This is a genomic window from Ramlibacter sp. AN1015, assembly GCF_037726105.1.
GTDB lineage: Bacteria > Pseudomonadota > Gammaproteobacteria > Burkholderiales > Burkholderiaceae_C > Ramlibacter.
Genome location: NZ_JBBJUM010000002.1, coordinates 133,221 through 152,246, shown reverse-complemented (window position 1 = coordinate 152,246; position 19,026 = coordinate 133,221). Strand labels below are relative to the sequence as shown.

At 67.0% G+C, this 19,026-nt stretch carries 19 protein-coding genes and 1 tRNA gene; 10 read left to right on the top strand and 10 right to left on the bottom strand.

Annotated features, from left to right (window positions below; translation table 11 throughout):
* Position 1: 1 nt before the first annotated feature.
* Positions 2-78 (bottom strand) — tRNA-Pro (locus WG922_RS03540).
* Positions 79-107: 29 nt separating this feature from the next.
* On the bottom strand, positions 108-1,037 hold the full coding sequence (locus WG922_RS03535; protein ID WP_445322786.1) for a polyprenyl synthetase family protein: 930 nt from the start codon (positions 1,035-1,037) through the stop codon (positions 108-110).
* A gap of 211 nt (positions 1,038-1,248) precedes the next feature.
* On the opposite strand from WG922_RS03535, the gene rplU reads away from it, so the two are divergent.
* The 4 genes from rplU to proB all read left to right on the top strand — a co-directional run bounded on the left by rplU (position 1,249) and on the right by proB (position 4,176).
* Positions 1,249-1,560, top strand: coding sequence for a 50S ribosomal protein L21 (gene rplU, locus WG922_RS03530; RefSeq protein WP_340280722.1), 312 nt, complete (start codon positions 1,249-1,251; stop codon positions 1,558-1,560).
* Between the two features lie 15 nt (positions 1,561-1,575).
* Positions 1,576-1,833, top strand: coding sequence for a 50S ribosomal protein L27 (rpmA, locus tag WG922_RS03525; protein ID WP_340280721.1), 258 nt, complete (start codon positions 1,576-1,578; stop codon positions 1,831-1,833).
* A gap of 77 nt (positions 1,834-1,910) precedes the next feature.
* Entirely contained in the window at positions 1,911-2,987 is a 1,077-nt protein-coding gene (cgtA, locus tag WG922_RS03520; protein ID WP_340280719.1) for an Obg family GTPase CgtA, read from the top strand.
* Positions 2,988-3,006: 19 nt separating this feature from the next.
* A complete protein-coding gene (proB, locus tag WG922_RS03515; protein ID WP_340280717.1) occupies positions 3,007-4,176 on the top strand; it encodes a glutamate 5-kinase in 1,170 nt (389 codons plus the stop codon).
* 76 nt (positions 4,177-4,252) lie between these two features.
* On the opposite strand, the gene WG922_RS03510 is transcribed toward proB, so the two are convergent.
* Both WG922_RS03510 and WG922_RS03505 read right to left on the bottom strand, forming a co-directional pair.
* Positions 4,253-4,759 (bottom strand): CNP1-like family protein, encoded by a 507-nt coding sequence (locus tag WG922_RS03510; RefSeq protein ID WP_340280716.1) that lies wholly within the window; start codon positions 4,757-4,759, stop codon positions 4,253-4,255.
* Complete coding sequence (locus tag WG922_RS03505; protein WP_340281162.1) at positions 4,749-5,408, bottom strand: RNA pyrophosphohydrolase; 660 nt, start codon at positions 5,406-5,408, stop codon at positions 4,749-4,751. Before WG922_RS03505 ends, WG922_RS03510 begins: the two co-directional genes overlap by 11 nt.
* A 98-nt stretch (positions 5,409-5,506) precedes the next feature.
* Between WG922_RS03505 and WG922_RS03500 the strand changes: the two genes are divergently transcribed.
* Both WG922_RS03500 and WG922_RS03495 read left to right on the top strand, forming a co-directional pair.
* Positions 5,507-7,252 carry a proline--tRNA ligase gene (locus WG922_RS03500; protein WP_340280715.1) on the top strand — a complete coding sequence of 582 codons (1,746 nt, stop codon included), beginning with the start codon at positions 5,507-5,509 and terminating at the stop codon, positions 7,250-7,252.
* Positions 7,249-7,872 (top strand): lytic transglycosylase domain-containing protein, encoded by a 624-nt coding sequence (locus WG922_RS03495; RefSeq protein ID WP_340280714.1) that lies wholly within the window; start codon positions 7,249-7,251, stop codon positions 7,870-7,872. Before WG922_RS03500 ends, WG922_RS03495 begins: the two co-directional genes overlap by 4 nt.
* Before the next feature lie 12 nt (positions 7,873-7,884).
* Here WG922_RS03495 and WG922_RS03490 read toward each other — a convergent pair whose 3' ends face one another.
* The 5 genes from WG922_RS03490 to hemA all read right to left on the bottom strand — a co-directional run bounded on the left by WG922_RS03490 (position 7,885) and on the right by hemA (position 12,877).
* Positions 7,885-8,880 carry an AAA family ATPase gene (locus tag WG922_RS03490; RefSeq protein WP_340280713.1) on the bottom strand — a complete coding sequence of 332 codons (996 nt, stop codon included), beginning with the start codon at positions 8,878-8,880 and terminating at the stop codon, positions 7,885-7,887.
* Positions 8,881-9,023: 143 nt separating this feature from the next.
* On the bottom strand, positions 9,024-9,362 hold the full coding sequence (gene grxD, locus WG922_RS03485; RefSeq protein WP_340280711.1) for a Grx4 family monothiol glutaredoxin: 339 nt from the start codon (positions 9,360-9,362) through the stop codon (positions 9,024-9,026).
* A gap of 99 nt (positions 9,363-9,461) precedes the next feature.
* A complete protein-coding gene (gene prmC, locus WG922_RS03480) occupies positions 9,462-10,325 on the bottom strand; it encodes a peptide chain release factor N(5)-glutamine methyltransferase (protein WP_340280710.1) in 864 nt (287 codons plus the stop codon).
* Complete coding sequence (prfA, locus tag WG922_RS03475; RefSeq protein ID WP_340280708.1) at positions 10,322-11,416, bottom strand: peptide chain release factor 1; 1,095 nt, start codon at positions 11,414-11,416, stop codon at positions 10,322-10,324. Before prfA ends, prmC begins: the two co-directional genes overlap by 4 nt.
* 189 nt (positions 11,417-11,605) lie before the next feature.
* Complete coding sequence (hemA, locus tag WG922_RS03470; RefSeq protein ID WP_340280707.1) at positions 11,606-12,877, bottom strand: glutamyl-tRNA reductase; 1,272 nt, start codon at positions 12,875-12,877, stop codon at positions 11,606-11,608.
* 72 nt (positions 12,878-12,949) lie between these two features.
* On the opposite strand from hemA, the gene WG922_RS03465 reads away from it, so the two are divergent.
* Genes WG922_RS03465 through queF form a run of 4 tightly spaced genes read left to right on the top strand, consistent with a single transcriptional unit; the run spans position 12,950 to position 15,783 of the window.
* Entirely contained in the window at positions 12,950-13,228 is a 279-nt protein-coding gene (locus WG922_RS03465) for a hypothetical protein (RefSeq protein WP_340280705.1), read from the top strand.
* 8 nt (positions 13,229-13,236) lie between these two features.
* Positions 13,237-14,013, top strand: coding sequence for a peroxide stress protein YaaA (gene yaaA, locus WG922_RS03460; RefSeq protein WP_340280704.1), 777 nt, complete (start codon positions 13,237-13,239; stop codon positions 14,011-14,013).
* Positions 14,010-14,927, top strand: coding sequence for a 2OG-Fe(II) oxygenase (locus WG922_RS03455; RefSeq protein ID WP_340280703.1), 918 nt, complete (start codon positions 14,010-14,012; stop codon positions 14,925-14,927). The genes yaaA and WG922_RS03455 overlap by 4 nt, the downstream gene beginning before the upstream one ends.
* Before the next feature lie 4 nt (positions 14,928-14,931).
* Complete coding sequence (queF, locus tag WG922_RS03450) at positions 14,932-15,783, top strand: NADPH-dependent 7-cyano-7-deazaguanine reductase QueF (RefSeq protein WP_340280701.1); 852 nt, start codon at positions 14,932-14,934, stop codon at positions 15,781-15,783.
* Between the two features lie 30 nt (positions 15,784-15,813).
* On the opposite strand, the gene WG922_RS03445 is transcribed toward queF, so the two are convergent.
* Complete coding sequence (locus WG922_RS03445; protein WP_340280700.1) at positions 15,814-19,020, bottom strand: pilus assembly protein; 3,207 nt, start codon at positions 19,018-19,020, stop codon at positions 15,814-15,816.
* Positions 19,021-19,026 lie beyond the last annotated feature (6 nt).

Genomic DNA, 19,026 nt, shown 5'->3' with positions numbered 1-19,026 from the left:
CTGGTCGGGGTGAGAGGATTCGAACCTCCGGCCTCTACGTCCCGAACGTAGCGCTCTACCAGGCTAAGCTACACCCCGATGTGTGCCGATTGTCGTCGTCTGAGGTATCAGTGACGCCGCTCGAGCAGCGAAGACGGCAATTGTAGCAAACCTTCGCTGTGCTCATTGCGCGGAAGTGCCGCAAGGCAGTCGATGGCGCGCTGCGCCTCGGAGGAGGCTGCGGCCCGGGCCACTTCCAATGCTCCGGTGGCCCGCACGATACGCACGATCGCGTCGAGATTGTCGATGGTGCCTTCTTCGATCGCGCGGCGGATCAGGTCGCGGTCCGGGCCGGTTGCACGGTGCATGGCCGCGATCAAGGGCAGGGTAGTCTTGCCTTCGCGAAGGTCATCGCCCAGGTTCTTGCCCATCTCCTCGGCGTCGCCGTCGTAGTCGAGTACATCGTCGATCACCTGGAATGCAGTGCCGAGCGCTTGCCCGTAGTCGGCGCAGGCCCGCTCCACCTCGGGCGAACTGCGCGCAAGGACCGCGGCCAGGCGAGTGCTTGCCTCGAACAGCTTGGCGGTCTTGGAGCGGATGACGCGAAGGTATGCTTCCTCGTCGAGCGAGGCATCGTGCATGTTCATCAGCTGCAGCACCTCTCCCTCGGCGATGACGTTGGTCGCTTCGGCGAGGATCTCCATCACCCGCATGTCCCGCGCGTCCAGCATCATCTGGAAAGCCCGCGAATAGAGAAAGTCGCCGACCAGCACGCTGGCCGGATTGCCGAAGTTCTGGTTGGCGGTGGCCCGGCCCCGACGCAGGGTGGAGCCGTCCACGACGTCGTCATGCAGCAGGGTGGCTGTATGGATGAACTCCACCACCGCCGCCAGGTTGAAGCGCTGCTCTCCTCGAAATCCCAGTGCGCCGCTCACGAGCAGCAGCAGGGCCGGGCGCAACCGCTTTCCGCCGGCGGAGATGATGTACCGAGAGACCTCTGCTACCAGCGGGACGCCCGAGTCAAGCCGCCGGGCGATCACGGCATCGACCTCGCGCATGTCGTCGGCGATGAGGGCGAGCGGGGAAGTGGTGCTGGCAGCGGAGGTCAAGGTGGGGTCGTGAAAAAGGTGCCGGAATTATAGGGAGGGCCCCTGAGCAGGCAGGGCTTTCCGGTTCCTGGGGGCAAGCCGCCAAGCCCCCGCATGCTATATTCGCGGGCTCCCCCGGAAATCCGTCCGCGGGGAGCTTCTCTTTCTCAAGAGGTCTTCAATGTACGCGGTCATAAAAACCGGTGGCAAGCAGTATCGCGTTGCTTCCGGCGAAAAAATTAAAGTAGAACAGATTGCTGCGGACGTAGGCCAGGAGATCGTGATCGACCAGGTGCTTGCCGTCGGCAATGGCAGCGAGCTCAAGGTTGGTACTCCCCTGGTGTCCGGCGCAACCGTGAAAGCCACTGTGTTGGCTCACGGCAAGCACGACAAGGTGCGCATCTTCAAGATGCGTCGCCGCAAGCACTACCAGAAGCGCCAGGGGCATCGCCAGCAGTTCACCGAACTGCACATCGGCGCCATCGCAGCCTAAAAAGGAGCAACTGATATGGCACAGAAAAAAGGCGGCGGCTCTACGCGCAACGGGCGTGACTCCAAGCCCAAGATGCTCGGCGTGAAGGCGTTCGGCGGCGAACTCATCAGCGCGGGCTCCATCATCGTGCGTCAGCGTGGCACGCGCTTCCACCCCGGCACCAACGTCGGCATCGGCAAGGACCATACCCTGTTCGCGCTCGTGGACGGACATGTGTCCTTCGCCGTCAAGGGCGGGCTGAACAAGCACATGGTGAACGTCACGCCGGCCTGACGTCCTCAGGTCATTCGGCATAAGGGCCCTGCGTTCCGCGCAGGGCTTTTTTGTTGCCCCACTCCTAGAATCCCCGCATGAAGTTCGTCGACGAAGCCTTTATCGATGTTGCGGCCGGCGACGGCGGCAACGGTTGTGTTTCGTTCCGGCACGAGAAGTACAAGGAGTTCGGCGGACCGAACGGTGGCGATGGCGGGCGCGGCGGGCACGTCTTCGCAGTGGCCGATGCCAGCCTGAACACGTTGGTCGATTTCCGGTTTTCGCGTCGCCATGAAGCGCACCGGGGCCAGCATGGCATGGGCTCGGACATGTTCGGCGCCGCCGGCAGCGACATCACGCTGAAGATGCCGGTGGGCACCATCATCAGCGACGCCGAAACCGGCGACGTGCTGTGGGAGCTGCTCACACCGGGCGAAACGATCATGATCGCCAAGGGCGGCGACGGCGGCTTCGGCAACATGCGGTTCAAGAGCGCGATCAACCGCGCGCCGCGCCAGAAGACGCCGGGCTGGCCCGGCGAACGCCGCAGCCTCAAGCTCGAACTGAAGGTGCTCGCCGATGTGGGGTTGCTCGGCATGCCGAACGCGGGGAAGTCCACCCTGATCGCGGCCATCTCCAATGCCCGTCCCAAGATCGCGGACTATCCCTTCACCACGCTCCACCCGAACCTGGGGGTGGTGCGGGTCGGTCCCGAGCAGAGTTTCGTCGTCGCGGACGTTCCCGGCCTGATCGAGGGCGCCGCAGAAGGCGCCGGTCTGGGGCACCAGTTCCTGCGGCATCTGCAACGCACGCGCCTGCTGCTGCACCTTGTCGACATGGCGCCCTTCGACGATGCCGTCGATCCGGTCGAGCAGGCACGCGCGATCGCGCTGGAGCTCAAGAAGTACGACCGCGCGCTGTACGAGAAGCCGCGGTGGCTGGTGTTGAACAAGCTCGATATGGTGGCGCCGCAGGACCGCGCATCCTTGGTCAAGGATTTCGTCAAGCGCCTGCGATACAAGGGGCCGGTGTTCGAGATCTCCGCGCTCACGCGAGAGGGCCTCGAGCCGCTCATCCGGGCCGTCTATCAGCAGGTGCGCGCGCAGCAGGTGGCCGAACAACCTCCTCAAGCCGAAGTCGATCCGCGCTTTGCCCAAGGCGATCCGCCCGCCTGAGTCCCGCAAGCATATTTCCATGCACCACCCCGCTGCCCCGTCCGTTTCTGCCACTCCGAGCGCGCGCGCAGCGCAGTTGCTGCGTGACGCGCGGCGCGTCGTCGTCAAGGTCGGCTCCAGCCTCGTGACCGACGAAGGCCGGGGGCTCGACGAAACCGCGATCGGCGAGTGGTGCCGCCAGCTCGCAGTGCTGGCGAGTGAAGGCCGCGAGGTGATCATGGTGTCCAGCGGCGCGATCGCCGAAGGCATGAAGCGCCTTGGATGGACGGTCCGGCCGCACGAGGTGCACGAGCTGCAGGCCGCCGCCGCCGTGGGGCAAATGGGTCTGGCGCAGATGTACGAGACCAAGCTGCGCCAGAACGGCCTCGGTTCGGCCCAGGTGCTGCTCACGCATGCGGACCTGGCCGACCGCGAGCGCTATCTGAACGCGCGCTCGACCTTGTTGACCCTGCTCGGGCTGGGCGTGCTGCCGGTCATCAACGAGAACGACACCGTCGTCAACGATGAGATCAAGTTCGGGGACAACGACACGCTCGGCGCACTGGTGGCGAACCTGGTCGAAGCCGACGTTCTCGTGATCCTCACCGATCAGCGGGGGTTGTACACGGCCGATCCTCGCCGCGATCCCTCCGCGCGTTTCGTCCATGAAGCGCGCGCCGGCGATCCCGCGCTGGAAGCCATGGCGGGCGGTGCGGGTTCAAGCCTGGGCAAGGGCGGCATGATCACCAAGATCCTTGCGGCCGCGCGCGCGGCGCGCTCGGGCGCGTCCACTGTGATCGCCTGGGGACGTGAGCCCGATGCCCTGCTTAGGCTGTTCTCCGGCGAGGTGGTCGGCACGCTGCTGGTGGCCCCTACGCAGAAGAGCCAGGCGCGCAAGCGCTGGATTGCAGACCATCTGCAGTTGCGCGGGGCCGTGACGGTCGATGACGGCGCCGCCGCGAGGTTGCGCAGCGACGGCAAGAGCCTGTTGCCGATCGGCATGGTGACCGTCGAAGGGGACTTCTCGCGCGGGGACGTGATCGCGGTGCGCGATGCTTCCGGGCGCGAAGTCGCGCGCGGCCTGGCGAACTACGCGAGTGCGGAGGCCCGCTTGTTGTGCCGCAAGCCGTCCAGCGAGATCGAGAAGTTGCTGGGCTACGTGGCCGAGCCGGAAATGATCGATCGCACCAATTTGGTGGTGACCCGGTAACTCGCGCTTGCGTGAGGGGTGCCTGGCTCCCGAGCGGCAGGTCGGCGCACTGCGGCGGCGCAAAAACCGGTTTGCCTCACCGCAGTTCCCGCACGAAGCGTTCATCGACCGGAGCCGCAAGGTCGCGCAGGATCTGCCGGGCGGGACGGTTGGCCCCGCGGCCGACGCAGGCGCCCTGCCGCGCAACTGCCAGGCTGTGCCGATGGGCGGCGTTGCCGTGCAGTGATTGCCAGTCGTGCTCCTTGGTGGGCGCCCAGGTGCCGTCGATGTGGCGGGCATAGACCTTGACCTCGCCGCTCACGCACCGAATGCCCTCGTACATGGCGTTGACGGCGCCCGACCGGCTCGTGGCCACCACCGTATAGCGCACGACATCGTCGGCGCCGATGGACACCGAATCAGGCTGTACCCCGAAACGCAACTCGGAGCGGGGCACCTCGATGTGAATCAGCTCGCTCGTACGCAAAGCAGGTGGCGCAGGCGCCTCTGCTTCCTGCCACTCGCCGTCCGCGGCCGCGGCCACGCCGACCGCGCTCGACAGCAGGAGCGCAGACAGTCCGATGCGCCTTCGCTCAAGGGACACGCTGCGTTCCTCGCGCCAGCTGGTGCAGGCCGGTCTGCGGATCGGGCTCGAACGTGGCGCCAGGCGGAAGTTCGAACTCGGGGCCAGGTACCGGCGTCATCCCGCCATCGTGCGGTCCGTCCATGCCGTCGCGGGTGCGAACGCCGCCACGCAGATACCGGTTGCGATGGTGCTCGTGCCGCGGAATGAATCGCGCGAGCTCGGTCAGTGCCATTTCATAGACGCCGCGCTTGAACTCGACCACCACGTCGAGAGGCACCCAGTAGTCGTTCCACCGCCAGGCGTCGAACTCGGGATGGTTGGTGGCGCGAAGGTTCAGGTTCCAGTCGTGGCCCGTCAACTGCAACAGGTACCAGATCTGCTTCTGACCCTTGTAGTGGCCGCGCGCGTCGCGGCGGATGTATCGATCAGGCACCTCGTAGCGCAACCAGTCTCGGGTGCGGGCGATGATGCGCACATGCTCGGGCCGAAGGCCCACTTCCTCATGGAGCTCCCGGTACATCGCCTGCTCGGGCGTCTCGCCCCGGTCGATGCCGCCTTGCGGGAACTGCCAGCTGTGGGTGCGTATGCGCTTGCCCCAGAACACCTGGTTTTTCTGGTTGAGCAGGATGATGCCGACGTTGGGCCTGAAGCCGTCGCGGTCGAGCATAATCAAACCCCAATTCTTGAACTGAGTTCATTATGCACGCCGGGTGCGTGCAGGCAAAGTGACTCGGCCGTTCGATCTCCCCCCCGTTTCGCCCGCAGATGAAAGCCTCCCAGTTCCTCATTTCCACCCTCAAGGAAGCGCCAGCCGACGCCGAGGTGGTGAGTCACCGGCTGATGACCCGCGCCGGCATGATCAAGAAGCTGGGAGCGGGCATCTACACCTATATGCCGATGGGGCTGCGGGTGATCCGCAAGGTCGAATCCATCGTGCGCGAGGAGATGAATCGCGCGGGCGCGGTGGAGTGCGTGATGCCCGTCGTCCAGCCGGCCGAGCTGTGGCAGGAGACCGGCCGCTTCGAAAAGATGGGCCCCGAACTGCTGCGCATCAAGGATCGCCACGACCGCGATTTCGTGGTTCAGCCCACCAGCGAGGAAGTCGTCACCGACATTGCCCGCCAGGAGCTGCGCAGCTACAAGCAGTTGCCTAAAAATCTGTACCAGATCCAGACGAAATTCCGTGATGAGCGTCGCCCGCGGTTCGGCCTCATGCGAGGGCGCGAGTTCATCATGAAGGACGCGTACAGCTTCGACCGCGATGCTGCGTCGGCCAAGGCCAGCTACCAAGTGATGGCCCAGGCGTACCGCCGTATCTTCGACCGCTTCGGGCTGCGCTATCGCGCTGTCGCCGCGGACAGCGGCGCCATCGGCGGCGATCTGTCCGAGGAATTCCAGGTGATCGCTGCGACCGGCGAGGACGCCATCGTCTACTGCCCGCAGAGCGACTACGCCGCCAACATGGAAAAGGCCGAGGCGCTGGCACCGTCCACCGGCCGCGCAAACGCGGCCGTGACGATGACGCGCACCCCCACTCCGGGCAAGAGCACCTGTCCCGACGTGGCCGAGCTGCTGGGAGTGCCCCTGTCCACCACCGTGAAGTCGCTGGTGCTGGCCACCGAACGCACCGACGCGAGCGGGCAGCCCGCAGGCACGCAGCTGTGGCTGCTGCTGGTGCGTGGCGACCACGACATGAACGAGATCAAGGTGTCGAAGGTGCCGGGCCTCGACCGGGGGTTCCGGTTCGCGACGGTGCCCGAGATCGTCGAGCACTTCGGCACCCCGCCAGGCTACCTCGGCCCGGTCAACCTGAAGAAGCCGGTGAAGATCGTGGCCGACCGCGAGGTGGCGGTCATGTCCGACTGGATCTGCGGCGCCAACGAGGCCGACCTGCACCTCACCGGCGTCAACTGGGGGCGCGACCTTCCCGAGCCCGATCACGTCGCCGACATCCGCAACGTGGTCGAGGGCGACCGTTCGCCCGACGGTGCCGGCCTGCTCGCGATCGAGCGTGGCATCGAAGTCGGCCATGTGTTCTACCTCGGCACCAAGTACAGCCGGGCCATGGACGCCACCTTCCTCGACGAATCGGGCAAGCCGCAGTTCCTCGAGATGGGCTGTTATGGCATCGGCATCACCCGACTTCCGGCCGCCGCCATCGAGCAGAACCACGACGAGCGCGGGATCATCTGGCCGGACGCGATCGCCCCGTTCACGGTGGTGCTCTGCCCCATCGGCATGGACCGCAGCGCCGAGGTGCGCGCCGCGGCGCAGGGCCTGCACGACGCGCTGGAGCAGGCGGGGATCGACGTGATGCTCGACGACCGCGGCGAGCGCCCCGGCGCCATGTTCGCGGACTGGGAACTGATCGGTGTTCCGCACCGGGTGGTCATCTCCGACCGCGGGCTCAAGGAAGGCCAGCTGGAATACCAGCATCGCCGCGACGCATCGGCCACCAAGGTGGCTGCCGAAGGCATCCTCGATTTCCTGCGTAGCCGCCTGCAACCATGATCTCGCGCCGCAGCTGCCTGCGCGCGGCTGCGGGGGCAGGGCTGCTGCCGCTGCTGTCCTCCGCGCACGCGGGCCGCCAACTCGAGGAGCCGCTTGCCGATTCGGTCCGCTCCGCCTTGAGTTCGGCCATCGCCAATGCAGCGCCGCCCATGCTCGAATTCGCCAGCACCGAGGCGCGCCTCGCCCACCTGCGCTGGCTGCAGGCGATGAGTGTGCGGCTCGCGCGGCGCATGCCGGACTTCAACGAGCGCAAGGAATTCCTGCAGACCCTCTGGTACGAGAGCCGCCGCGCGGGGCTGGATGCGGGGCTGGTGCTGGGTCTCGTGCAGGTCGAGAGCGCCTTTCGCAAGTTCGCGGTGAGCATCGCCGGCGCACGCGGCTACATGCAGGTCATGCCTTTCTGGACGCGCGTGATCGGCAATGGAGACCCGGGCACCTTGTTCCACATGCAGACCAACCTGCGCTTTGGCTGCGTCATCCTGCGCCACTACATCGACCGCGAGGCCGGTGACCTCTTCCTGGCGCTCGGGCGCTACAACGGCAGCCGCGGCAAGCCGCAGTACCCGAACGCGGTGTTCGCCGCATCGCGCCACTGGGCATGGCGCGACGACCGGAACTGAAGACGCTGCCTCTTACTGGATGAAGCCCATGCGGGGCTTGCTGCCCTGCTTGGGCAGGTCGTCCGCACGGATTTCGCCGCGTCCGTCCAGGCGGGCGTTGCCGAAGCCGGTCATGAGCGCCCGGCGCATCTCGCGCGGCGCCATGTCGGCCAGCAGGTCCAGCAGTTCGTCGGACGGTTCGGCGTCGAAGCGCGTGCCCCAGCCATGGTCGAGACGGATGCCGCGGTACAGGTTGCGAGCGATCTGCCGCGCCGCGTCGGCATCGGGCGGCTCGATCTCGAAGACGTTCATGCGGTTGAGGATCGGCTCGGGAATACAGCGTTCGTCGTTGGCCGTCATGATCCAGATCACCTGGCTGGCGTCGATCGCAACCTCGGCGAACTCGTCGATGAACGCGCCCGCGGTGTCGTGTTCGAGCAGGCCGTAGAGGGCGCCCAGCGGGTCGTACTGCGCTTCGCCGGCCGCCTTGTCGATCTCGTCCACCACCATCACCGGGTTGGCATATTGCCCGTCCACCAGTGCCTCGAAAACCTTGCCGGGCTTGGAGCCCTTCCACTGGGAGGACGCGCCCGACAGCAGCCACCCTGCCGTCATGGCGCTCATGGGCACCAGGGACATGCCGGTCCCCAGCAACTCGGCGAGCTTTCGCGCGAAGTGGGTCTTGCCGATGCCCGGAGGGCCCAGCAGCAGCATGGGCGTGACCTCGAGTCCGTCGCGGCTGTCCTGGGCGAGCGCGACGTGCCGCTTGACGTCGTCCAGCGCCTCGCTGAAGTTGGGCAACTGCTCGTAGAGCTGCGACATGTCCGGCACCCCGCTGGGCTTCACCTGAAAGCGCTCCGGACCGCGCTCGAGCATGCGTTCGTAGGTGGAGCGCAGGTTCTCGTGCTCGCGGGTGGCAAGCTTGGCGAGCTTGCGCTCCACCTCATGCGGGTGGAACACGTTGCGAACGCGGGCGATCGGCAGCTTGAAAGCCGATCCATCACAGGGCACCAATGGGTTGGACGACATCCGCACCTCCTTCCACGAGAGATGCTGATCATTCCAGCACAGGCTGTGCCAGCTCCGCAATCGGGACTGACGCAATCGCGCGTCGGCAATTTACCGACGCGCCTGGCAGCCGCCGCGCTGCTGTGCCGACGGCCGCCGCCTCATCAGGACGCGCGGGTGGCGCCCGACACCAGCACCTGCTGCAGCTCGCCGCTCTCGTACATCTCCATCATGATGTCCGAGCCGCCGATGAATTCGCCGCGCACGTACAGCTGCGGGATGGTGGGCCAGTTGCTGTATTCCTTGATGCCCTGGCGGATGCCGTCGTCCTCGAGCACGTTGACCGTGGTCACGCTGCGCGGATCGACGCCGCACGCCTTCAGGATCTGGATGGCGCGGCCGGAAAAGCCGCATTGGGGGAAGCTGGCGTTGCCTTTCATGAAGAGCAGCACCTCGCTCTTCTTCACGAGCTCGTCGATGCGTTGTTGGGCGTCGGTCGTCATGGCGTTCCTTCGAAATCGGTCGGTAATGGGGCGCGGCTGCGCGCGGTGCGTGCGCAAGGCGGGGCGGTTGCGCGCAGATGTGGTGCGGATTATCCCGCTTCAAGTCTCCAGGCGTCCGCCGCTGCAGCGTTCAACCCCGCCCAGGTCGCGGCGGCTTGCGACCTGCACGAAGCCGGCCGAGCGCAGCAGGTCGCGCACGGCGGCGGCCTGGTCCCACCCATGCTCCAGCAGCAGCCAGCCGCCGGGCGCCAGCTGGGTCGGCGCGGCCTGCGCGATGCGGCGCAGATCGTCGAGGCCGTCCGGGCCGGCGACCAGCGCCGACACAGGCTCGTGGCGCAGCGCCGGCAGGTGCGGATCGCCCGCGGCGATATAGGGCGGATTGGCCACGATCAGGTCCCAGCCGCCCGCGTCTTCTTCGAGCCAGCACGCCTGCCGCAGGTGCAGCGGCAGCTCCAGCCGACGGGCGTTGTCCCGGGCTACGGAGAGTGCTTCGGCGCTGCGGTCCACGGCCTGCACGAAAGCATCGGGGCACGCGCGCTGCAGCGCGAGGGCGATGGCGCCGCTGCCGGTGCCCAGATCGATGATGCGCGGGCGGCTGCGCGCTGCCAGCAGCTCCAGCGCCCATTCCACGAGCGTCTCGGTGTCCGGCCTTGGCACCAGCACGCGCGCGTCCACCTGCAGCGTCATGCCGAAGAACTCCTTCTCGCCCACCAGGTAGGCGAGCGGTTCGCCCTCGAGCCGGCGTGCGCACAAGGCGTCGAAGCGCCGGCGCACGGGCGCGGGCAGCGGCGCGTCATCGTGCGTGATGAGCCAGGCGCGGTCCTGCCGGTCGCGGCCCAGCGCCGACAGCAGCAGCAGCTGTGCGTCTAGCCGTTCCAGCCCCGCTGCGCCTGCGCGCGCCAGCGCCTGCGCCACGGTGCCGTCGCCCGAACCGGCGTCCGTCCCATTTGCCGTGACGCTCATGCGCGCACGCCCATGCCGGCCTCGAGCTCGGCGAGCTGCTCCGCCTTGCGCGCGAGCAGCAGGCCCTCGATCAACTCGTCGAGTTCGCCCTCCATCACGAAGCCCAGCTTGTAGAGAGTCAGGTTGATGCGGTGGTCGGTCACCCGGCCCTGGGGAAAGTTGTAGGTGCGGATACGGTCGCTGCGGTCGCCGCTGCCGATCAGGCCCTTGCGCGTGGCGGCTTCCCGAGCTGCGCGTTCGCTGCGCTCGGCCTCCTGGATTCGCGCGGCGAGCACCTGCAGGGCCTTGGCCTTGTTGCGGTGCTGCGAGCGGTCGTCCTGGCATTCGGCAACGATGCCGGTCGGCAGGTGCGTCACGCGCACCGCGGAGTCGGTCTTGTTGATGTGCTGTCCACCGGCACCCGAGGCACGGAAGGTGTCGATGCGCAGGTCGGCTGGGTTGATCTGCACCGCCTGGGCTTCGTCCGGCTCCGCGAGCGCCGCGACGGTGCAGGCGCTGGTGTGGATGCGGCCCTGCGTTTCGGTGGCGGGAACGCGCTGGACGCGGTGGCCGCCCGACTCGAACTTGAGCTTGCCGTACGCGCCGTCGCCGACCACGCGCACCACCACTTCCTTGTACCCTCCGACCTCGCCCGCGCTCTCGCTCACGATCTCGCAGCGCCAGCGCTGTCGCTCGGCATAGCGTGTGTACATGCGCAGCAGGTCGCCGGCGAAGAGGGCCGATTCGTCGCCACCGGTGCCGGCGCGGATCTCCAGGAACACGTTGCGCACGTCGTCGGGATCGCGCGGCAACAGCAACTGCTGAAGCGCCTCCTCGAGTGCCGGCAGCTCGGCCTCGACGCTCGCGATCTCTTCGCGCGCCATGGCTGCCATGTCGGGGTCGGACTCCATCTGCCGAGCGGCGTCCAGGTCGGCGGCACGCTGGCAATAGCGCGCGAAGAGCCCCGCCACTTCGCTGACCTCCGCATGCTCGCGGGTGAGGGCGCGCAGCCGCTCCATGTCGTTGGCCACCTCGGGTTGCTGCAGAAAGAAGTCGAGCTCCTGCAGGCGCACCGGGTAGCGTTCGAGTTGCTGGCGAAGAAAGAGCTTCATGGCGGCAGGTGGGACGCAGGTGGGAGCGAGGTGGCGCGTTGTGCGGGGTGGTGCGGGGTGGTGCGGGTTTCGCAGTGGGCGCCGGAGGAGGGCGGGTGAAGCAGAGGTGAGGCCCGGCGGGCGGCGGCCGTAGCCCGCAGATGCAAGCGAAGGGCGCGGCGCCCTGCGCAGCCGATGCGGCAGCGGCCGCTAACGCTCCTTGCGCAGGAAGAAATGTTCGACGGCCGTGACGGCGCGTTCACGCGCCGCAGCGTCGCCGCCGTGCAGTTCGGCCATCGCGCCATGCAGCATCTTCTGCGTGAGTCCGCGCGACAGCGCCTCCAGCACCGCACTGACATCTTCACCGCGGGCGAGCATGCGGTGCGCACGCGCCAGTTCGATGGCACGCCACTCGTCGGCCTGGGCATGCAATTGCCGGATCAGCGGCACGGCGCGGCGCTGGTCCATCCAGTGCAGAAAACTCTGCACGCCCGCATCGACGATCGCCTCGGCCTGCGCCACTGCGGCCTGTCGCTGTGCCTGCCCGGTCTGCACCACCTGGGCGAGGTCGTCCACGGTATAGAGGTATACGTCCTCGAGCGCCTTCACTTCCGGCTCGATGTCGCGGGGCACGGCCAGATCGACCATGAACATGGGGCGGTGCTTGCGCGCCTTCAGGGCCCGTTCCACCGCACCCAGCCCGATGATCGGCAACTGCGACGCCGTCGAGCTGATCACCGCGTCGAACTCGTGCAGGCGCGCCGGCAGGTCGGCCAGGCGCATCACCTCGCCGCCGAAGCGCGAGGCGAGCTTCTCGCCGCGCTCGAGCGTGCGGTTGGCGATCGCGATGGAGCGTGGGTTCTTCGCGGCAAAGTGCGTCGCAGCCAGCTCGATCATCTCGCCGGCGCCCACGAACAGCACGCGAATGGTGCCGAGGTCCTCGAAGAGCTGGCCCGCCAGCCGCACCGCCGCGGCCGACATGCTGATCGAGTGCGCGCCGATCTCGGTGGCGGTGCGCACTTCCTTGGCAACCGCAAAGGAGCGCTGGAACAGCTGGTTCAGCGTGGTGCCCAGCGCCCCGGCCTGGTCGGCCACGCGCACCGCGTCCTTGAGCTGGCCGAGGATCTGGGCTTCACCCAGCACCATGGAGTCGAGACCGCTGGCGACCCGGAAGGCGTGCCGTGCAGCGCCGCCGTCTTGCAGGGTGTAGGCATGCGAGCGCAGCAGGGTCGGCGAGACGCCGCCGGACTGCGCGAGCCAGTCGATGGTGGGCTCGAGCACCTGGCCTTCGCCGGCGCAGTAGATCTCGGTGCGGTTGCAGGTGGACAGGATGGCGGCTTCCGGATGCGCGCCGGCGTGGCCGTGCAGCGTGTTGCGCAAACCCTGCAGAGTCGGCGCGATCTGGTCGATGGCAAAGGCGAAGCGGCCGCGCAGATCGAGCGGCGCCGTCGTGTGGTTGATGCCCAGGGCCCAGACTGCCATGGCTGAATTATAAAATTCGGCGGCCCCTCGATGCCGCAGGTTCTGCGCAGACCTTATGGATGGGCTTTTCCCTTGGGCTTCCTCGACCTCATCCTGCACCTCGCCGGCTTCCTCGCGCCGGCCCTTGCGCTCTCGCTGGCGCTGCCGCTTGCTGGCCGCTTTCTCGTCATGCGGGGCGCCGCGGGGCCGCGCCTGCGCGTGCAGTTCGCGGTCTGCCTGCTGGTTGCCGCAGCGGCGCAGTTCGGCGGGCTGTGGCTTTTCGGGCGCGACGGCGCCATGGCCACCTATGGCGCGCTGGTGCTGGCCACCGCCTCGGCCCAGTGGCTGCTGGCCGGAGGCTGGCGCCGATAATCCGGGCCATGCTCTTCCTGCTGTCGCCTGCCAAGTCGCTCGATTACGAAACACCTTTGCCGGAGCTCGCGCACACGCTTCCGCGGTTCGGCGAACAGTCGCAGCAGCTGATCGGGGTGATGCGCCGCAAGTCGCCCCAGGAAATCGCCTCCCTCATGGGCATCAGCGACGCGCTGGCCGCGCTCAATGCCGCGCGCTACGAAGCCTGGTCGCCGCGCTTCACCGCCCGCAATGCGCGCCAGGCCGTGCTCGCGTTCAACGGCGACGTCTACGACGGATTGCGGGCGAGGGAGCTGTCCGCCGCCGACCTCGACTGGGCCCAGCAGCACCTGGCCATCCTCAGTGGGCTCTACGGGGTGCTGCGGCCACTCGACTGGATGCAGCCCTACCGCCTGGAGATGGGCACGTCCCTGCAGGTGGGCGAGGCCGCCAACCTCTATCAGTACTGGGGGCCGCGCATCGCCGAATGCCTGAACCGACAGCTCGCCGCCGACGCGTCGCCCGTGGTCGTGAACCTCGCCTCGCAGGAGTATTTCAAGGCCGTGGACCGCAAGGTGCTCAAGGCGCGGGTCGTCGAGTGCGTGTTCGAGGACCGTAAGGCCGGGCAGTTCAAGATCATCAGTTTCTTCGCCAAGAAGGCCCGCGGGTCGATGGCCCGCTACGCCATCACGCACCGTGTCATGACGCCGCGGCAGCTCGAGGGCTTCGATCTGGACGGCTATGCCTTCGCCCCGTCGGTTTCGACGCCCGAGCGCATGGTCTTCCGCCGCACAATGCAGCCATGAACACCCGCAGTCACCAGCAGATCACGCCCGAGCTGCGCGCCTGGATCGTCGCCCAGGCCCAGGCGGGACAGCCCGCCGAGGCGGTGCTCCAGGCCATGAAGGCGTCCGGATGGGACGAAGACGTCGCCATCGACGCCATGGAGAGCACGCTGCGCGCGCATCTCGCCTCGCAGCCGGCCACGCCGGTCCAGCCGAGCGCGCCGGCGCAGCCGAGCGTGGCTGCGCAGTCGGGCGAAGCGACCCAGCAGCCCACCGGCGTGCCCGTGCCCGAGCCCGCGCTTTCCGAGTCCCCGCTTTACCTGGACGCCGGCGACCGGCGCGTCTACGTGCTGCAATCGATGCGCAACCCGCGCGTCGTGGTCTTCGGCAACCTGCTCTCCGACGAGGAGTGCGACGCTCTCATCGAAGAGGCTCGCCCCCGGCTCGCGCGCTCGCTGACGGTGGCCACCAAGACCGGCGGCGAAGAACTCAACGACGACCGCACCAGCAACGGCATGTTCTTCCAGCGCGGCGAATCCGAGCTGCTGCGCCGCATCGAGGCGCGCCTCGCGACGCTGGTGAACTGGCCGCTGGAAAACGGCGAAGGCCTGCAGGTCCTGCAGTACCGCCCCGGCGCCGAATACAAGCCGCACTACGACTACTTCGACCCGGCCGAGCCCGGAACGCCCACCATCCTCAAGCGTGGCGGCCAGCGGGTGGCGACCATCATCCTGTACCTGAACGAGCCCGAGCGCGGCGGCGGCACCACCTTCCCGGACGTGCAGCTCGAAGTCGCCCCCAAGCGGGGTCATGGGGTGTTCTTCAGCTACGACCGCGCGCATCCGTCCACCCGCAGCCTGCACGGCGGTGCCCCGGTGCTGGCGGGCGAGAAATGGATCGCTACCAAGTGGCTGCGCGAGCGCCGCTTCGACTGAGCCCATGGACAACACCCCCGAACAGTCGCCGCTCGGACGTGCGGCGGGCGGCAGCACGCACTACGACCCCGGCCTGCTGTATCCGATAGCGCGGCAGGCCAAGCGCGCCGAGCTCGGCTTGTCGGATGTGCGCCAAGCGCCGTTCTTCGGCGCCGACCTCTGGACGGCCTACGAGCTCTCCTGGCTCACGCCGCGCGGCAAGCCGCAGGTCGCCATCGCCCACGTCACCGTCCCCTGCGAATCGCCGAACATCGTCGAGAGCAAGTCCTTCAAGCTGTACCTGAACAGCTTCGGCAACACCGCCTTCGCATCGGCCGACGAGGTGCGCGAGCGCATTCGCGCCGATGTGGGCGAGGCCGTGTGGCGCGGCGGGGCGGCCGGCTCGGTGGGCGTGCGCATCCTGCTGCCCGAAGCCTTCGAGCGCGAGCGCGTGGTGGAACTCGAGGGCCTCTCCCTCGATCGGCTCGACATCGAGTGCGGCCACTACACACCCGCGCCCGAGCTGCTCACCGCGGCCTTCGACGAGCAGCCGGTCGAAGAGGTGCTGGTGAGCAACCTGCTCAAGAGCAACTGCCTGGTCACAGGCCAGCCCGACTGGGGCAGCGTGCAGATCCGCTACAGCGGCCCGCAGATCGACCAGGGCCAGCTCTTGCGCTACCTGGTGAGCTTTCGCAACCACAACGAATTCCACGAGCAGTGCGTCGAGCGCATCTTCATGGACATCCGCGCGCGCTGCCGGCCGGTAAAGCTGGCGGTGTACGCCCGCTACACGCGGCGTGGGGGGCTCGATATCAACCCATTCCGCACGAGCCACCCTGGGGCGCTGCCGGTGAATGTGAGAACGGCCCGGCAGTAGGGCCGGGCCGTTCGTGTTCAAGGTGGGCGCTTAGCGCCGATCGACGAACCAGTATCGCTTGGTCCGGTTCGTGGGCACCGGAATCGGCGGCCGGCTGGCGCAGATCGGCGAGTTGCATGCGTTATCCCGCGTGACGCAGCCCAGGCAGAACGGCACCTGGTAGTCGGGCGCATCGCCCGGCGCATCGATGTTCACGACACCCGCAACCGCCGTGGGCGGAAAGCCCCCGCCGTCCAGCGGCTTGGAGAAGATGCTGGTGCCCGATGCGGATATCGCGTATCCCATCGCTGTGCCCAGGTCGGAACACATCGTCGAAGATGGCATGGCAGGGATGTTGGTGCCGAAGTAGACGGTGCCTGCCACGACAGTGGGTGCGTTCACGACCTTCTCGCCGGTCGCGAGCGGAACATAGAACCCCCTGTTCGAGCCGTTGTACGGAGTCGTGGGGCCGACAGCCATCAGGTTCGTTTCGATGTTCTGCGTGTGCAGATCCACGCCGTCCTTCCCTTTCGTGTCCTTGACCATGAACATGCGGTCCGACACCGCGTACGAGGACGAGCCGTACAGCGGGCGCTCGCGGTCGCCCGAGCCGATGAACACCGCGTCGTACGCGTAGTCCGGGCGGGGAACGACTTCCGGCGGGTAGAAGAACTTGCGCGGGGTGGCGCCCGAAGCACACGCGCCCGAAGTACAGCCCAGAGCCGCAATGTGCCGCACCGCCCAGGTGTTGGGTGCCACGGTGCCTGCCGTCGTCTCGAGATCGACCCGCCACACGTTGCCCCCGATATCGCCGACATACAGGCGGTCCACGAACTGATCGCGGTCGGAGTCCATCAACGTGATGTCGGAAGGAATGCTCCACTTCATTTCCGAGCGGGTGCAGCGCGCGCTGGCGCAGCTGTCGGAGGTGCCTTCGGTCACGCGCCACACCAGGTCGCCATTGATCGCATCGACGACGTAGATGGCTCGGCCCATGGTGTTGCCGGTCTTCGGGGTCGGCGGCTCGACGTCCTCGGCCGGGTCGTATCCGCCTCCGAAGATCAGCACCGGGTTGGCATGGCCTTTCACGCGGGCTACCTTGGGCTGCGACCAGGTGAAACCGAGTTCCTTGAAGTCCGTGGTGGTGCTCTTGACTCCGGCGGTGTTGGTGAACGCGTCGTGGGAGATGCGCCAGCGAAATTTCGGCGTCATGGGTGTGCTCACGTCCAGGGCGTAGAGAAAGCGGCCCCCGCGGCGCATGGTGGGGTAGATGTAGGCGGTGGTGGTGACGTTGTTGGCGCCAACGACCTGGTAGACGCCCACACCCCCGTCGGCGAAATACGACTTCGGTTGCGGAGCAGGGGTGATGTCGAGCGGCGTGTTCGGCATCTTCAGCACCGGACTGTTGTCGCGCAGGCGCTTGAGCTTGTCATAGAACTCGGGAAAGACCATGCCCCACAGCTCGCTGCCCGGCTCCGTCAGCAGGCTGCCGCTGGCGTTCATGCGGTTGCCGTTCACTGCCCGGAACACGCCATCATTGGCGCCGTAGTACACGACGCTGCCGGTGGGCGGACCGTAGTTGATGACCGCTGGTCGCGAGTGCAGCACGTCGCCGTGAATTGATCCGCGCACATTGATCGTGGTCGCGTTCGGGCGGACTTCGTCAGCCTTGTTGTCCTCGCCGCGCATCCAATTGATCAGGGCGGTTCGGTCAGCCACACCGTTGAGCAAGGCGGGCGAGTTCTCTACCGCGAAGGCATTCGCTGCCGCCGTCAAAGTGGTGTTACAGCCGGTGCCTGCAGGACAGAAGGTGAAGAGCCGCCGCGGGTTGGTCGTCGTGCCCGCGTCTTTCGTGTAGTCGTTCTTGAGGTTGGCATTACGCAGCACCTGCGCAACGCCTCCCTTTTCCACGTTTTCTCCGTCCGGCGAGTCGTAGCCGCCGCCTACGCCTTCGGGCTGCGTTCGCCAGAACCCGCCGTTCTTGTCCGGTTCGATGCTGGTGTTCTTCGAAGTCCAGAAGCTGATCGCATTCGAAGACAGGAAGCCCGATCCCGCGTTGCTGATGGCCGGTTCGCCTGCCGCGTCCACCAGGCTCAAGCCGCGGGTGTTGATGTCGTACTTGAACTCGTACTGCTTCAGGTTTCCAAGCCACCGCGGCAGGCCACCGCTCACCGGGCGGAACACGCCCATGTAGACCTGGTTCTCGTAGGTGCCCTGCGCGTTCACCGAGACCGGCAGGCTCGCCGACGCGAACACGCTGTCGCGGACCTGGATGTCATTGAGCACGCGCAGGATGTACTTGAAGACCTCGTCGGAGGTCTTGGCGGGGAAATACTGACCGCCTCCGTATACCGCCGTGTTGGAGATGTAGGTTTCGAAATCACCCATCTTGGCCGGCGGAGTGGCGGGCGAGCCGGCCGCGATGGAATACGTGATGATGTTCTGCTTGTCGAACTCGGCCGTGTTCATGTCGGCAGTGAACATGAAGCGCGACCATTCGATGCCCCAGGGCTTTTCGATGTTCGTGGGCATCACCACCTTCTTCAGGTCCGGGGCCGTCGCCGCGGGCAGCCAGCCATCGGTGACCGCCTGATCAATGGCGGCGGTCAGCCGCCCGTGGTCCGATGCCGAAGATGTGTGGGTCGATGAGTCGACGCCGCTCAGGAACAGGTTGAAATTGCGCTGGCAGCCGGTAAGCGCTGCCGTGCCGGTGTACTTGATACCGGTGATCTCACCCACATTGCCGGTGTAGTAGGCCCAGGTTTCCTGGAAGGTCTCGCCTTGGCTGGCCTTGCCGGTCACGATGGGGACGGCCCGCACGGCAGCGGCAAGTGCGGTGCGGTTCGTCCACGTGACACCGGAGACGTTCAGGAACGGATAGCTTGGTCCGGTGTAGGGGTTGTCGTCGAGCGGGGTCAACGGGAACCAGAGGCCGCTGGCGGTCATCACGCCGATGTTCACGCGGGCCGGCTTGCCCTTCGGGGCCGCCGCCTCGCTCAGGATGATGTTGTCCAGCGCACACTTGTAATTGTCGAGGGACTTGCCTTTGCTGACCAAGGTGCCGTCAAAGTACTTGCAGTCGCCCATGGACGCGTTGGAGTTTGCCGCGTTATCGACAACCAGCATCAGGTTGGGCGCCACCCTGGTGCCGCCGCGGCTGGTGAAGAGGTCGATGTCCTCGGCCTGGACTGGCAAGCCGACGCTGGCCGAGATGGTCAGGGCGGCGATGGCCGCGGGGAGCAAGGTTGTGGTTCGCATGGAAGC

Coding starts and splice junctions, on each gene's coding strand:
- queF (WP_340280701.1), top strand. CDS start 14,932: ATGGACAACACCCCCGAACAGTCGCCGCTCGGACGTGCGGCGGGCGGC.
- WG922_RS03495 (WP_340280714.1), top strand. CDS start 7,249: ATGATCTCGCGCCGCAGCTGCCTGCGCGCGGCTGCGGGGGCAGGGCTG.
- prmC (WP_340280710.1), bottom strand. CDS start 10,325: ATGAGCGTCACGGCAAATGGGACGGACGCCGGTTCGGGCGACGGCACC.
- grxD (WP_340280711.1), bottom strand. CDS start 9,362: ATGACGACCGACGCCCAACAACGCATCGACGAGCTCGTGAAGAAGAGC.
- proB (WP_340280717.1), top strand. CDS start 3,007: ATGCACCACCCCGCTGCCCCGTCCGTTTCTGCCACTCCGAGCGCGCGC.
- hemA (WP_340280707.1), bottom strand. CDS start 12,877: ATGGCAGTCTGGGCCCTGGGCATCAACCACACGACGGCGCCGCTCGAT.
- rpmA (WP_340280721.1), top strand. CDS start 1,576: ATGGCACAGAAAAAAGGCGGCGGCTCTACGCGCAACGGGCGTGACTCC.
- WG922_RS03445 (WP_340280700.1), bottom strand. CDS start 19,020: ATGCGAACCACAACCTTGCTCCCCGCGGCCATCGCCGCCCTGACCATC.
- WG922_RS03535 (WP_445322786.1), bottom strand. CDS start 1,037: ATGCGCGAGGTCGATGCCGTGATCGCCCGGCGGCTTGACTCGGGCGTC.
- WG922_RS03500 (WP_340280715.1), top strand. CDS start 5,507: ATGAAAGCCTCCCAGTTCCTCATTTCCACCCTCAAGGAAGCGCCAGCC.
- WG922_RS03505 (WP_340281162.1), bottom strand. CDS start 5,408: ATGCTCGACCGCGACGGCTTCAGGCCCAACGTCGGCATCATCCTGCTC.
- WG922_RS03455 (WP_340280703.1), top strand. CDS start 14,010: ATGAACACCCGCAGTCACCAGCAGATCACGCCCGAGCTGCGCGCCTGG.
- prfA (WP_340280708.1), bottom strand. CDS start 11,416: ATGAAGCTCTTTCTTCGCCAGCAACTCGAACGCTACCCGGTGCGCCTG.
- WG922_RS03490 (WP_340280713.1), bottom strand. CDS start 8,880: ATGTCGTCCAACCCATTGGTGCCCTGTGATGGATCGGCTTTCAAGCTG.
- yaaA (WP_340280704.1), top strand. CDS start 13,237: ATGCTCTTCCTGCTGTCGCCTGCCAAGTCGCTCGATTACGAAACACCT.
- rplU (WP_340280722.1), top strand. CDS start 1,249: ATGTACGCGGTCATAAAAACCGGTGGCAAGCAGTATCGCGTTGCTTCC.
- cgtA (WP_340280719.1), top strand. CDS start 1,911: ATGAAGTTCGTCGACGAAGCCTTTATCGATGTTGCGGCCGGCGACGGC.